Genomic DNA, 12,840 nt, shown 5'->3' with positions numbered 1-12,840 from the left:
GGTAACTCCAGTCTCCCCGGTCCGGTCCGAATGGACAACCTCCTGAAAGCTCACAACTAGGACACTAAGCCAGCCGGAGGCGGTATCAAAGCCGAGGCGATGTCGCGCGCCGCCTGTCGGCGAGAGCGGGACGCTCGGCGCGATAGGTGGTGGCGCGGGATTCGGCGGCCGGCCGGCAGATCCGGCTGTCGTGGCGGCTCTCGAAGGTCATGGTTAGCGCGCGCCAAGCGAATTGCCACGACGGGCGCTGGCCGGGCCAGGGCCGCGCATGTAGTAGCGCTCCGGCCGATAGGTCGGCGCAACGAATTCGCGGATGGCGGCGGCATAGCCGATGAGGTGCGTGAGGAAGTTCATTTTACCTGTCCCTGTCCCGATTTTCGGATGTCCCTTCCGAATTGCGGGCATCATAGCGTCGAGGCGTGAATAGTCGGTGAACACGATGTTAATATCTGGTCGAAAAGGCCCTGGTTCGTGGCCGGAATGCGGCTGATTCGGGGTCTTTCCGTGCGGTTCGTCGACATTTCGGCCAATGTGACTTTTGCATCACATATGTTTCGTTTGAATGTCGCCTGCGCGCGGTTCTGTTTCAATTCTTGCCGCGCTCGGGAAATTTCCTTGCTGGCCGACGCAGCGCCGGAAATCCCAGCCTGGCATGCTGACAGGGATCGGTGACGGAACTGGAACAGGTTCCAGTCGTTCTGGATTTCGAGACCTGTTGCGAAGGGAATTGTCATGGCGCCGCGTCCGGCCTGGAAGGGTTATCTGAAGCTGTCGTTGGTCACCTGTGCCGTCGAATTGACCAACGTCGTCACCCAAGCCGAGAAGGTCTCGTTCCGGGTGCTGAGCCGCAAGACCGGCAACACCGTGAAACGCATCTATGTCGATGCGGAAAATGGCAAGCCGTTGCGCGAGGGGGACGAGATCAAGGGCTATGAAGTCGATGACGGCGACTTCGTCCGCATCGAGGAAGATGAGATCGAGGCGGTGCAGATCGAGTCCTCGCACACGATGGCGCTCGACGGTTTCGTCGACAAATCCTCGATCGAGCAGATCTATCTCGACACCCCCTACTATGTGACGCCCGCCGACAAGGTGTCGGAAGAGGCTTTTGCCGTCATCCGCGATGCGATGGCGGACAAGAAGATGGCCGGGCTGGCGCGCATCGTGCTCTACAACCGCGAACGCCCGGTGGTGATCGAACCGCGCGGCATGGGCATGGTGCTGACGACGCTGCGCTACAACAACACGGTGCGCGAACCGGACTCCGTCTTCGGCGAGATCAAGGATGTGAAGACCGACCCGGAGATGACCGATCTGGCCGAACGGATCATCGACAAGAAGAAGGCGAAGTTCGATCCCTCGCAGTTCGAGGACAAATACGAGAACGCGCTGCTGGAGCTGATCCGCGCTAGGAAGGCCGGCAGGAAGGCGCCAAAGGCCAAGGCAGAGCCCAAGCCGTCAAACGTCGTCAATCTGTTCGACGCGCTGAAGAAGAGCCTGTCTTCGGATGCCGGCGCATCGAAGGCTTCCACGCCGGCAAAAGCAAAACCGGCGGCCAAACGCACCAAGCCGAAAGTCGGCGCGTCCAAGCGCAAATCGGCCTGAGGATCAGAGACCAATGGTCAGCCTCGAACAGTATCATTCCAAGCGTGATTTCAAGAAGACATCCGAACCGGCCGGCAAGGTCGCGCGCGGCGAGAACGCCAAGGCGGGCGGCATCTTCGTCATCCACAAGCATGCGGCGACACGGTTGCATTACGACCTTCGCCTGGAGCAGGACGGCGTGCTGTGGAGCTGGGCGGTGACGCGCGGCCCGAGCCTGGACCCGCATGAGAAACGGCTGGCCGTGCATGTCGAGGACCATCCGATCGACTATGCGCCGTTCGAGGGCACCATTCCCAAGGGCGAATATGGCGGCGGGTCGGTGATCGTCTGGGACGAGGGTACCTGGGTTCCCGAAATCGACCCGGCCAAGGCGATGAAGAAAGGCCATATCAGCTTCGAACTCAAAGGCCACAAGCTGCATGGTCTCTGGCATCTGGTGCGGCTGAAGCCGCGCGCGGGCGAAAAGCGCGAGAACTGGCTGCTGATCAAATCGGACGATGCCGCGGCGCGCCCTGGCGAGGACATTCTGAAAGAGGCGCCGGAATCGGCGAAGTCGGGCCTGACGATCGAGGAAGTCGGCGAAGGCAAGGCGGCCAAGGGCGAGAAGCCTGATGTCTGGCATTCCAACAAGCCGGCCGCCGGCAAGGCAAAGACCGACACGCGCCTCGACTTCGTCGAACCGCAGCTTGCGACGCTGGAGCGAGACGCACCGCCGGGCAAGGACTGGCTGCACGAGGTCAAGTTCGACGGCTATCGCATGCAGGCGCAGATTGCCGGCACGGAGGTGCGGCTGCTCACCCGCACCGGCCTCGACTGGACGGAAAAGTTCGGCGACGAAATTACCGCGGAACTCGCCAGCCTGAAATACAGCGACGCCATCATCGATGGCGAGGTCGTCGTGCTGGCCGACAGCGGCGTGTCGTCCTTCGCGTTGCTGCAGGCCGACCTCTCCGCGAAACGGACAGATCGCTTCATCTACTATGTGTTCGACCTGATGCGGCTCGATGGCAAGGATTTGCGCGGCGAGCCGCTGGTCGAGCGCAAGCAGGTCCTGCAGGACCTGCTTGGCAAGCAGCCGGAGAACTCGGCCGTCCGTTTCAGCGACCATTTCGCCGAGCCCGGCAAGATCATGCTGGAGCATGCCTGCCGCATGGGGCTAGAAGGCGTCGTCTCCAAGCGCGCCGATGCGCCCTATCGCAGCGGGCGCGGTCCGTCCTGGGTGAAGTCGAAATGCACGGCGCGACAGGAATTCGTTATCGGCGGCTATTTGCCGTCGGACAAGACCGGGCGCGGGCTGCGCTCGCTGCTGGTCGGCTATCACGAGAATGGCGAACTGCACTATGCCGGCCGTGTCGGCTCCGGCTTCTCGGCCAAGACGGCCACCGATCTGAAGACAAAACTCGATGTACTGAAGGCGGAGCATTCGCCCTTCGACAAGGCCGTGCCGAAAGGCAAGGGCCTGGTCTGGGTGAAGCCCGAACTGGTCGGCGAAGTGGAGTTCCGGAGCTGGACATCCGACCGTATAATACGCCATGCCTCGTTCCAGGGATTGCGCGAGGACAAGCTGGCGGAGGAAGTCGTGCAGGAAAAGCCCCAGTCTGCGGCAGGGAAGTCTTCGACCGGGGAGGCTTCGACAGGCAAGGCAGGCAAGAGCCCGCCCACGGCGAAGCCGGTATCAGGCAGCGCTGGCAAACCTGCCGGAGCGATGACGACCAGCGTGAAGCTTTCCCACCCCGACAAGCTGCTGTGGCCCGGGGAAAAGATTTCCAAGCAGGGCCTGCTCGACCACTACGCGTTGGTGTGGCCACGCATGGAACAGTTCATCGTCAACCGACCGCTCAGCCTGGTCAGGGCGCCAGACGGCGTCGGCGGCCCGCGCTTCTTCCAGAAACATGCCTCGGCCGGCATGAGCGACAAGATCGCCCGGATGAAGGACCCGACCGACGGCGAGGAGATCCTGTTCATCCGCGATTTCGACGGCGTCGCTGCGCTCGTCCAGTATGGCGTGGTCGAGATCCACATCTGGGGCTGCACCGTCGATGCGCTGGAACAGCCGGACCAGATCATCTTCGATCTCGATCCCGATGAAGGCGTCGACGTCAAGGCGGTGCGCGAGGCCGCACTCGATATCAGAGGCAAGCTTGATGAGCTGTCGCTGCCGAATTTCGTCAAGACCTCAGGCGGCAAGGGTTATCACGTCGTGATGCCGCTGAAACCATCGGCGGACTGGGACGCAGTGAAAACCTTTGCGCATGATTTTGCCAAGGCGCTGGAACAGGCCTCGCCCGACCGCTACACGGCGACGTTGTCGAAAAAGGCGCGCACGGGAAAGATCTTCGTCGACTATCTGCGCAATGGCCGGGGCTCGACGACGGTCGCGCCCTATTCGTCACGCGCCAAGAAGGGCGCCACCGTGTCGATGCCGGTGACCTGGGCCGAGATAGAGGCGGGACTGGCGCCGAATGGTTTCCCGATCGGCGACAAGACGACGCTGAAGCAGCTGGGCGAAGCCGATCCGTGGGCGGATTTCTTCAGGCAGGGGAAGGTGCTGAGGCGGGGTTGATATCTCCATCCGTTCGTCATCCTAGGGCGGAGCGAACGTAGAGCGGAGCGCAGACCACATCTCAGCCCAAAAACACCCTCTCGAAAGCCTGCTTGCCCGGCGGTGAGAAGATGACCGCGCGGCTGTCCTTCTCGCGGCGCGCCCATTTTTCGGCGAGGATCTTGTCGAGGATAGCGGCACCCAGCGTGCCGGCGAGGTGCGAACGGCGCACGCTCCAGTCGAGGCAGGCGCGGCAGACCGGCCGGCGCGGCTTGGCATCGACATCGATGCCGATGGCGGCGAAATGCGATGTCGCCGATGGCCCGAGCCTGATCTCCTTGTCGTCGCGCAGCAGGATTTCCTTTTCGACGAAACGGTCGAGCATCGCCACCGCCTGTTCGCCGGCGAGGTGGTCGTAACAGACGCGCGCCACGCGCATGGCGCCGTCACGCGGGCCCGGCCGCACGCGCTTTGGCCCAACGGCTTCCGCGACGCCGGTGATGGCCTCGATCATGCCCGCCACCTGGGGTCCAGCGAGGCCGTAATAACGGTGCCTTCCCTGGCTCGCCAATGTCAGCAGCCCGCCCTCCATCAACTTGGACAAATGCGAGCTCGCAGTCGGCAGCGACACGCCGGCCTCGAGCGCCAGTTCGCTCGCCGTCAGAGCCGTGCCGCCCATCAGGGCGTTGAGCATGTTTGCCCGCGCCGGATCGCCGACCAGGCTGGCGATGCGGGCGATGTCAGGTCCTTCACGCATAGTTCGTTCCTCATCGAAGCATTCTTGTCAGGTAAGCATTATTCTCAGGCCAGATCAAGGAGACGACGATGACAACCGCTTCCATTTCCGCACCGCTCCCCAGCCGCCGATCGTTCCCGTTCGTCACCTGGTTCCGTTTGCGGCTGCTGGCTCGCTGGCATGACCGCCATGTCCAGCGCCTCGACCTCGCCGAGATCGACGATCATTTGCTGCGCGACCTCGGCCTTTCGCCGGAAGACGTGCGCCGTGAATGCGCGAAATCCTTCTGGCAGGCATGACCCGCAAGGGAATTGCCTAGCACATCGACCCTGGGGATGCTTCGACCCCGCTCGAAATGTCGCCGCAAGAAGACAGCAACCCGCCAAGGAGACCGCCATGACCATCACCTGCTTCATCCGTTATGAGATCGACCCGTTCGGCAAGGCGGCCTTCGAGGAGTATGCCCGCAACTGGGGCCAGGTCATTCCGCGCTGCGGCGCCGACCTGATCGGCTATTTCGCGCCGCATGAGGGTTCGGCGACGACGGCCTACGCCGCCTACAACATCGACAGCCTGGCGGCCTACGAGGCCTATCGCGCCCGGCTTGCCGCCGACCCTGCCGGCAAGGCAAACTACGAGTTCGCCCGCCGCGAAAAGTTCATCCATAGGGAGGATCGCATGTTCCTGAAACTGGCTTCCGGCCCACACGCGAAACTGGTGCTGCCGTGATCGCCGTCATCTTCGAGGTCGAACCGGCGGCGGGCAGGCGCGATGCCTATCTCCGCATCGCTGCTGACCTGCGCCCTTTGCTCGACGGCATCGACGGGTTTGTCTCGATCGAGCGCTTCCAGAGTCTCTCCGACCCGAACCGCATCCTGTCCTTATCGTTCTGGCGCGACGAGGAGGCGGTCAAGGCCTGGCGCAACACCGAGGAGCACCGGCAGGCGCAGAAGGCCGGCCGTGGGGGTATCTTTGCCGGCTACCGTCTGCGTATCGCCCATGTCGTGCGTGACTACGGCCTGACGGAGAGGGCCGAGGCGCCGGTGGATAGCCGCGCAGTGAATGGATGAAGGTTAGCGGGTAGGTGTCGGCGTTGCCCCTCATCCGCCTGCCGGCACCTTCTCCCCGTAAGGGACGGGAGAAGGGAAGCGCTCCAACGCTGGCGACCCCCTCTCCCCGTTCTTCACGGGGAGAGGGTAAGGGTGAGGGGCGGCGCCGACCCCTGTCGTCAAATTAAGCATTCCCGATCAGCACGCCGGCCGCGAACACCAGCGCGCCGCCTAGCACCACCTGGAAGGCCGCGCGCAGGAAGGGCGTCTGCATGTAGCGGTTCTGGACGAAGGCGATCGCCCACAATTCGAAGAACACCACCACCGCGGCGACCGCCGTCGCCGTCCAGAACTGCGGGATGAGATAGGGCAGGGCGTGACCGAGCCCGCCGAGAGTTGTCATGATGCCGACAGTGAGGCCGCGCTTGATCGGCGAGCCGCGGCCCGACAGCTTGCCATCGTCGGATGCGACCTCGGTGAAGCCCATCGAAATGCCGGCGCCGATCGAGGCGGCGAGGCCGACAAGGAGCGTCTGCCAGGTATCATGCGTGGCGAAAGCCGCGGCGAAGATCGGCGCCAGCGTCGACACCGACCCGTCCATCAGCCCGGCCAGCCCCGGCTGCACATAGGTGAGGATGAACTGGCGCTGCTCGGCAACGGCCTCTTCGTCCTTCACCTCGCCCGGCACGTGCTTTTGTTCCAGACGCTGCGCCAGCGTTTCGTGGCCCTGCTCGGCCACCGCCAAATCGTCGAGCAGTTTCCGGGTGGAAGCATCGGTGGTGCGCTTGGCCGCCTCGACGTAGAACAGATAGGCGCGCCGCTCCATTGCCTCGGCCTGGCTGCGCACATGCTCGATGCCGAGCGGTCTCACCAGCCAGTCAGGCTTGCGTTCGAAGTAGCCTTTCACATGTTCGCGCCGGATCAGCGGAATGCGATCGCCGAAACGCCGGCGGAAAAGCTCAATCAGCGAGTCGCGATGGCCATCCTCTTCCTCGGCCATCTCCTCGAACACCTTTGCCGATTGCGGAAAGCTTTCCGCCAGTCCGTCGGCGTAGGCCCGGTAGATGCGCCCGTCATCCTCTTCGGACGAAATGGCCAGCGCCAGGATCTCCTGTTCGGAGAGCGATTCGAAGGGACGGCGGCCGAAACCGAAAACACGGGAAAGCATGAGGAATTCACCCTAGTTTAGAATGGTTCTAAACTATGGTTTGATGTGCTCCAGGTCAATGCGCGCCTGGGTCGCGGTCAACAATTGTTGAAGCCCGCGCGCGAGCCGCACCTCTTCATTATCAGCGAATGTTCACCTATATTTGGCGCTAAGCTAAGGAAAAGGATTCCGCAGATGACGGCAAAACAGCCCCCGCAACATTATGACCCCAAGCCCGTTCTCAATCTCATAGCCAGCATCGAGGCCGATCTGCAGCGCCTGAAAGGCCTGGTCGAGCAGCAGGTCGAGAAATTCGATCCCGCCAACCCGCACAACAAGGCCCCGGACGGCAAGTTGACGGAGGAAGGCGTCGAGTGCTGCTACCGCATGTTCGACGAAGGCAAGTCGCGCTATTCGGTCGCCCAGCAGATGAAAATCTCCTTCGCCGCCGCCACCCACCGCTTCAACAGCTGGCGCAAGCTGGGTGGCACCAGGCGGCAGCGGGCGTTGTTGGGATAAGCAACATGGCTTCGTCATCCACGGGCGAAGCAAGGAGCGAAGCGACGCAGCGCAGACCCGAGGATCCATGCCGTGACGGCGAGGAAGAACCCAACGGCGCAGAATAGAGCTTGTTCTGTAGCCTCTCCGCCCTGCACCAAGCTTGCACCGCCGTCGCGCGGAGAGATATCACGGCAAGGATCCCAGGGTCTCCGCGACGTCGCTTCGCTCCTGCTCCGCCCAGGGATGACGAAGTTGGATGGCTTCGGCCAATTTCGAAGGTTGTCGCTGAAAAGAGGTCTGACTGTTTCGGGGTTGATTTTGTAACCGTCACATTTTTTCGTTGGTGTCGCGCGGCCGTTTCCGTGCACCATGGTCGGACCATCTTTTCGCAGGATCCGCCATGGCCACCCCTCCCGGCATAGAAGACATCCACCGCGCCGCAGCCCGGCTTTCCGGCCTGATCGTCGAAACGCCGTTGATCGAATCGCAGGAGTTGAACAAGCGCTTCGGTGCCCGCATCCTGTTCAAGCCCGAGACGCTGCAGCGCACCGGCTCTTTCAAGTTCCGCGGCGCCTACAACAAGCTCTCCTCACTCAGCGAAGAGGAGCGCAGCCGTGGCGTGGTCGCCTTCTCGTCGGGTAACCACGCGCAGGGCGTCGCGGCGTCGGCGGCGATGTTCGGCGTCAAGGCGGTCATCGCCATGCCGGCCGACGCGCCGGCGATGAAAGTCGGCAATGTCCGCAAGATGGGGGCCGAGGTGGTGCCGTTCGATCGCTTTCGCGACGACCGCATGACCGTGGTGGGCCCTTACATCGAGAAAGGCATGGTTTTGGTGCCGCCCTTCGACGACCCGGCCATCATCGCCGGCCAGGGCACGATCGGCCTCGAATTGATGCGCCAAGCGAAAGCGCTTGGCGCCAGCCTCGACGCGGTGGTCATCCCTTGCGGCGGCGGCGGCCTGTCGAGCGGCATTTCCGTCGCCGTCAAGGACGCCTCGCCCAGCACTTCGGTTTGGGCGGTGGAGCCCGAGCATTTCGACGACACCCGCCGTTCGCTGGCCGCCGGCGCCAGGGTTTCGAACGAGCCGGGCCACAATTCGATCTGCGATGCGATCCTGACCGCCGAACCCGGCGTGATCACCTTCGAGATCAACCGCAGGAACCTAGCCGGGGCCATCGCCGTCTCCGACAAGCAGACGGCACAGGCGATGCGCGATGCCATGGCCTACCTCAAGCTGGTGGTCGAACCCGGCGGCTGCGTAGCGCTGGCGGCACTGTCATCGGGCGAGATCGAGCTCTCAGGCAAATGCGTCGCGGTGGTGTTGTCTGGCGGCAATGTCGATTTCAGGACTTATGCGGAGATCATGGCGGCGGCGTAGGCGAAGAACGCGGCCGCCCAGAAAGGAAATCGTCCGTCGCGATCCTTCGCGCCCCCCTCTGTCCCGTCGGCCTCCAAAACTTCCTCAAAAGCTTACGCCACCGGCGTGGCATCTAATCCAGCGTCCGCCTGAACCGGACCAGGGCGACGCCGGCAAACAGTGCCACGAACACCACCAGCCAGCCGATCTCCGTCGCCACCGCCGGCAGTTCGGCGCCCTTGAGCATCACCGCGCGGATGATGCGCAGGAAGTGTGTCAGCGGCAGGATCTCGCCGAAGACCTGCGCCCAGCCCGGCATGCCGCGATAGGGGAACATGAAGCCGGACAGCATGATCGACGGCAGGAAGAAGAAGAAGGTGAGCTGCAGCGCCTGCATCTGCGTGCGGGCGATGGTCGAAATCGTATAGCCGAGCAGCACCAGCGCCAGCACGAAGATCAGCACGGCGGTCAGCAGCAGCAACATCGACCCGGTGAAGGGGATGGCGAACAGAAGCTTCGCCGCCGCCAGCACCACCACTACTTGCACGCCGCCGACCGCCAGATAGGGCAGTACCTTGCCCAGCATGATCTCGAGCGGGCTGGACGGCATCGCCAGCAGGTTCTCCATCGTGCCACGCTCGGTCTCGCGGGTCAGCGCGATCGAGGTCATCATCACCATCGTCATCTGCAGGATGACGCCGAGCAGGCCGGGCACGATGTTGTATTGCGAAATGCCTTCCGGGTTGTAGCGCCGGTGCACCACCACTTCGAGCTGGCCAAGTGCTGCCTCGGCGGCCGCCTCCTGCATGCCGCGCGCCCTGAGCAGCGCCTGGCTGGCGACGGTGCCGAGCGTCGAGATGGCGCCGCTGGCGACAGCCGGGTCGGTGGCGTCGGCCTCGATCAGGATCTGCGGGCTGTCGCCGCGCTCGACCCGCCGGGCAAAATCGGCGGGGATGGTGACGACGAAGGCGACATCGCCGCGCGACATCAGGAATTCTGCATCGGCCGCACTCTGCGAGACATGGTCGAAACGGTAGTAGCCTGTCGTCTGCAGCGCCGAGACCATGGCGCGCGTGTAGGGGTCGCTGCTGGTCGCAACCAGCGCGGCCGGCAGGCTCTTCGGGTCGTTGTTGATGGCATAGCCGAACAACACGAGCTGCATCAGTGGCACGCCGAGCATCATGGCGAAGGTGATGCGGTCGCGCCGCATCTGGATGAACTCCTTGGTTAGCAGCGCGCCAAGGCGGGCGAAGGAAAAGACGCTGTTCATGCCATGTTGTCCTTCGAGCCGGACATGAACTGGATGAAGACGTCCTCGAGACTGGTTTCGCCCGGCGCCACCGTCACGCCCTTGTGCTCCTTCTCGACATCGGCGAGCGCGGCTTCCAGCTTCTTCCGGTCGGAACCGACGACATGCAGCGTCGCGCCGAACGGCGCCACCTGGTCGACCCCGGGGCGGCCCTGAAGCGCTTCAGCCACCTGGTCGAGCCGTGGGCCCTGCAGGACGAACGTGGTCAGCCCGGCATTTTTCACCACCTCGGCGACGGTGCCGGTGGCCAGCATCTTGCCGTAGGAGATATAGCTGATGCGGTGGCAGCGCTCGGCCTCGTCCATGTAGTGGGTGGAGACCAGCACGGTCAGCCCGCCGCTGGCGAGGCGATGGATCTCGTCCCAGAATTCCCGCCGCGCCTTCGGATCGACGCCGGCAGTCGGCTCGTCGAGCAACAGCAGCTTCGGCTTGTGCATGATGCAGGCGGCCAGCGCCAGCCGCTGCTTCCAGCCGCCCGACAAGGTGCCGGCCAGCTGGTTGCGGCGCGTCGTCAGGCCGAGTTCCTCGAGCGTGCGGGCGACATGCTCCTCGACCGGCCTCAGCCGGTAAAGCCGCGCCACGAATTCGAGATTCTCGCCGATCGTCAGATCCTCGTAGAACGAGAATTTCTGGGTCATGTAGCCGACTTCGCGCTTGATGCGCAGGCTGTCGGTGCGGATGTTGAAGCCGAGCACCGTGCCTTCGCCCTCGTCGGGCGTCAGCAGGCCGCACATGATGCGGATGGTGGTGGTCTTGCCCGAACCGTTGGGGCCGAGAAAGCCGACGATCTCGCCTTCGGCGACCGTCATCGTCACATGGTCGACGACGGTCTTGTCGCCAAACCGCTTGACCAGGCCATGGACGTCTATGGCGTTCATTTTCCGCCATCCGCGAGATCGACATCGACGATCTGGCCCGGCTGCAGCGGGCCGGCGTCGCCCTCTGGCCGTGCCTCGACCAGATAGACCAGCTTCTGCCGGTTCTCCAAGGAATAGATCACCGGCGGGGTGAATTCGGGATCCGGCGAGACGTAGCTGACCCGTGCCTTCACGTCCGGGCCGCAGCCGTCGCAATGGACGCCGAGCAAGGTGCCGACCTTGACCGAGGAGAAGGCGGCTTCAGGGATGTAGACGCTGAGCTTTACGGCGCCGTCGGGCAGGATCGAAATGACCGGTGAGGTCGGGCCAGCGGTGTCGCCCGGATTGCGGATGACATCGTTGACGCGGCCCGGCGACGGCGACCCCAGCACCCGCTTCGACAGCCGCCACCGCGCCTGCTCCAGGGTTGCCTGCGCCTGCTTGACCTGGTTGTCGGCGGCCTTGATCGTCTCCGGGCGCGCCGGCAGGCCGCCGACAGCGAGATTGGCATTGGCCTGGCCGACCTGCGCGTTGGCTGTCTCCAGCGTCGCCGAAGCGGTGTCGAAATCGGCCTGCGTGCCGGCGCCGCGCTTGAACAGATCGGCGGCGCGGTCGTATTTGCGCTTGGCGTCGGCGGCCTGCGCGCTGGCCATGTCGACCTCGGCCCTGAGCACCGCGATCTCTTCCGGGCGCTTGCCGATCTGCAGGTCGGCCAATTGCGCCTGGGCCTGGGCTAGGCCGGCCTCGGCCTGGGCGACCGCGATCTTGGCATCGGCGCTTTCCAGCGTCACCACGGTCGTGCCGGGCACCACACGATCGCCGCGCTTGACGGTGACGGTCTCGACCTGCGCCACCTCGATCGGCGCCAGCAGCACATAGTCGCCCTCGACATAGCCGACGGCCAGCGGCGCTGCCGGCGCACAGGCGCTGAAAAGCTGCGCGGCGAGCGGCAGCGAACACAGAAAGCTCATGGTCTTTGCCCCTTCATCCCTGGCCCTTGCGGGCAGCCAATATGGCCTTGAGATTGCCCGATGTGACCGCCACCACCTTGGCTGCCTCGGCGGCGCCAATGTCGTTCCAGCCCATGCGGCGCATCACCGCCTCGCGGCCGATGCGGAAATAGATGACCTGGCCGATCAGCGTGAACACGGTGAGCCTCGTGGCCTCGCTTTCGGCCGGCTCTCCCGTCGCCTGCTCCCAGAGCTGGCACAGCCGGCGGTGCGTCGGCTCGAACACGCCGTCATAGATGCGGTCGAGCGCTGCCGTCGGATGCGACAGCTCGCGCAACACGAACTGCACGATCTCGCCGGCCTGCGGGCTGGCAACGACAAAGCCGACCATCCGCTCCAGCGCCGCGAAGAGCAGCGCTTGCGCCGCCTCCGGACTGGCCGGTCCCGTTGTGGGTGTCTGCACATTTCCGAGCGCCGGGCCGGCAACCGTCTGGATGGTCTCGACGATAAAGTCGGCGGCGGCGGCGCGAAGGCCCTCCTTGCCGCCGAAATGATAGGCGATCGAGCCGATATTGGCTTGCGCCTCGGCCGCGATCTGGCGCGTCGAGGTGCCGTCGAAACCCTGCCGTCCGAACAGTTTCAGGGCCGCATGGACGAGAGCCGCGCGCGTCATCTCGGCGGGTGACGTCCCGCGGCGGGGACTTCCGGTGTCGGGCAACTTGATCATGAGCGCACTTTAATCAAACGATTGATTAAAGTCAATCGATTGAGTCAAACTTGTGTACGC

General features: G+C 64.0%; 15 protein-coding genes. 7 read left to right on the top strand and 8 right to left on the bottom strand.

Annotation, left to right across the window (positions count from 1 at the left end; genetic code table 11):
• Positions 1 to 213: 213 nt before the first annotated feature.
• Together AC07FD_RS26900 and AC07FD_RS26895 are read right to left on the bottom strand one after the other, a co-directional pair.
• A complete protein-coding gene (locus AC07FD_RS26900) occupies positions 214 to 354 on the bottom strand; it encodes a hypothetical protein (RefSeq protein ID WP_478352308.1) in 141 nt (46 codons plus the stop codon).
• Between the two features lie 50 nt (positions 355 to 404).
• Positions 405 to 734, bottom strand: a complete 330-nt coding sequence (locus tag AC07FD_RS26895) for a hypothetical protein (protein ID WP_478352307.1) — start codon at positions 732 to 734, stop codon at positions 405 to 407.
• Between AC07FD_RS26895 and ku the strand changes: the two genes are divergently transcribed.
• Complete coding sequence (gene ku, locus AC07FD_RS26890) at positions 733 to 1,605, top strand: non-homologous end joining protein Ku (RefSeq protein ID WP_478352306.1); 873 nt, start codon at positions 733 to 735, stop codon at positions 1,603 to 1,605. The genes AC07FD_RS26895 and ku overlap by 2 nt on opposite strands.
• Positions 1,606 to 1,618: 13 nt before the next feature.
• Positions 1,619 to 4,168, top strand: coding sequence for a DNA ligase D (gene ligD / locus AC07FD_RS26885; RefSeq protein ID WP_478352305.1), 2,550 nt, complete (start codon positions 1,619 to 1,621; stop codon positions 4,166 to 4,168).
• A 61-nt stretch (positions 4,169 to 4,229) separates the two neighbouring features.
• Here the strand turns inward: ligD and AC07FD_RS26880 are convergent, their stop codons facing one another.
• Positions 4,230 to 4,904: an ArsR/SmtB family transcription factor gene (locus AC07FD_RS26880; protein ID WP_478352304.1), complete on the bottom strand. Its 675-nt coding sequence runs from the start codon at positions 4,902 to 4,904 to the stop codon at positions 4,230 to 4,232.
• A 68-nt stretch (positions 4,905 to 4,972) separates the two neighbouring features.
• Here AC07FD_RS26880 and AC07FD_RS26875 point away from each other — a divergent pair, with 68 nt between their 5' ends.
• From AC07FD_RS26875 to AC07FD_RS26865, 3 genes are all read left to right on the top strand, one after another.
• Complete coding sequence (locus AC07FD_RS26875; RefSeq protein WP_478352303.1) at positions 4,973 to 5,182, top strand: DUF1127 domain-containing protein; 210 nt, start codon at positions 4,973 to 4,975, stop codon at positions 5,180 to 5,182.
• 97 nt (positions 5,183 to 5,279) lie between these two features.
• Positions 5,280 to 5,612 (top strand): NIPSNAP family protein, encoded by a 333-nt coding sequence (locus tag AC07FD_RS26870; protein ID WP_184872816.1) that lies wholly within the window; start codon positions 5,280 to 5,282, stop codon positions 5,610 to 5,612.
• The gene (locus tag AC07FD_RS26865; RefSeq protein WP_478352302.1) at positions 5,609 to 5,953 is read left to right on the top strand and encodes an antibiotic biosynthesis monooxygenase family protein; all 345 of its coding nucleotides are present in this window, start codon (positions 5,609 to 5,611) and stop codon (positions 5,951 to 5,953) included. Before AC07FD_RS26870 ends, AC07FD_RS26865 begins: the two co-directional genes overlap by 4 nt.
• Before the next feature lie 163 nt (positions 5,954 to 6,116).
• Here AC07FD_RS26865 and mbfA read toward each other — a convergent pair whose 3' ends face one another.
• Positions 6,117 to 7,100 (bottom strand): iron exporter MbfA, encoded by a 984-nt coding sequence (gene mbfA, locus AC07FD_RS26860; protein WP_478352301.1) that lies wholly within the window; start codon positions 7,098 to 7,100, stop codon positions 6,117 to 6,119.
• A 174-nt stretch (positions 7,101 to 7,274) separates the two neighbouring features.
• Between mbfA and AC07FD_RS26855 the strand changes: the two genes are divergently transcribed.
• On the top strand, positions 7,275 to 7,598 hold the full coding sequence (locus AC07FD_RS26855) for a hypothetical protein (protein ID WP_478352300.1): 324 nt from the start codon (positions 7,275 to 7,277) through the stop codon (positions 7,596 to 7,598).
• A gap of 382 nt (positions 7,599 to 7,980) precedes the next feature.
• Positions 7,981 to 8,958, top strand: a complete 978-nt coding sequence (locus tag AC07FD_RS26850; RefSeq protein ID WP_478352299.1) for a threonine/serine dehydratase — start codon at positions 7,981 to 7,983, stop codon at positions 8,956 to 8,958.
• Positions 8,959 to 9,070: 112 nt separating this feature from the next.
• Here AC07FD_RS26850 and AC07FD_RS26845 read toward each other — a convergent pair whose 3' ends face one another.
• The 4 genes from AC07FD_RS26845 to AC07FD_RS26830 are packed head-to-tail and all read right to left on the bottom strand — an operon-like array spanning position 9,071 to position 12,780.
• Entirely contained in the window at positions 9,071 to 10,207 is a 1,137-nt protein-coding gene (locus AC07FD_RS26845; protein WP_478352298.1) for an ABC transporter permease, read from the bottom strand.
• Positions 10,204 to 11,124, bottom strand: a complete 921-nt coding sequence (locus AC07FD_RS26840; RefSeq protein WP_478352297.1) for an ABC transporter ATP-binding protein — start codon at positions 11,122 to 11,124, stop codon at positions 10,204 to 10,206. The genes AC07FD_RS26845 and AC07FD_RS26840 overlap by 4 nt, the downstream gene beginning before the upstream one ends.
• On the bottom strand, positions 11,121 to 12,074 hold the full coding sequence (locus tag AC07FD_RS26835; RefSeq protein WP_478352296.1) for an HlyD family secretion protein: 954 nt from the start codon (positions 12,072 to 12,074) through the stop codon (positions 11,121 to 11,123). The genes AC07FD_RS26840 and AC07FD_RS26835 overlap by 4 nt, the downstream gene beginning before the upstream one ends.
• Positions 12,075 to 12,087: 13 nt before the next feature.
• Positions 12,088 to 12,780, bottom strand: a complete 693-nt coding sequence (locus tag AC07FD_RS26830; protein ID WP_478352295.1) for a CerR family C-terminal domain-containing protein — start codon at positions 12,778 to 12,780, stop codon at positions 12,088 to 12,090.
• Between the last annotated feature and the right edge of the window lie 60 nt (positions 12,781 to 12,840).

The organism is Mesorhizobium waitakense, from assembly GCF_056431085.1.
This window is presented reverse-complemented; position numbering and strand designations above follow the sequence as displayed.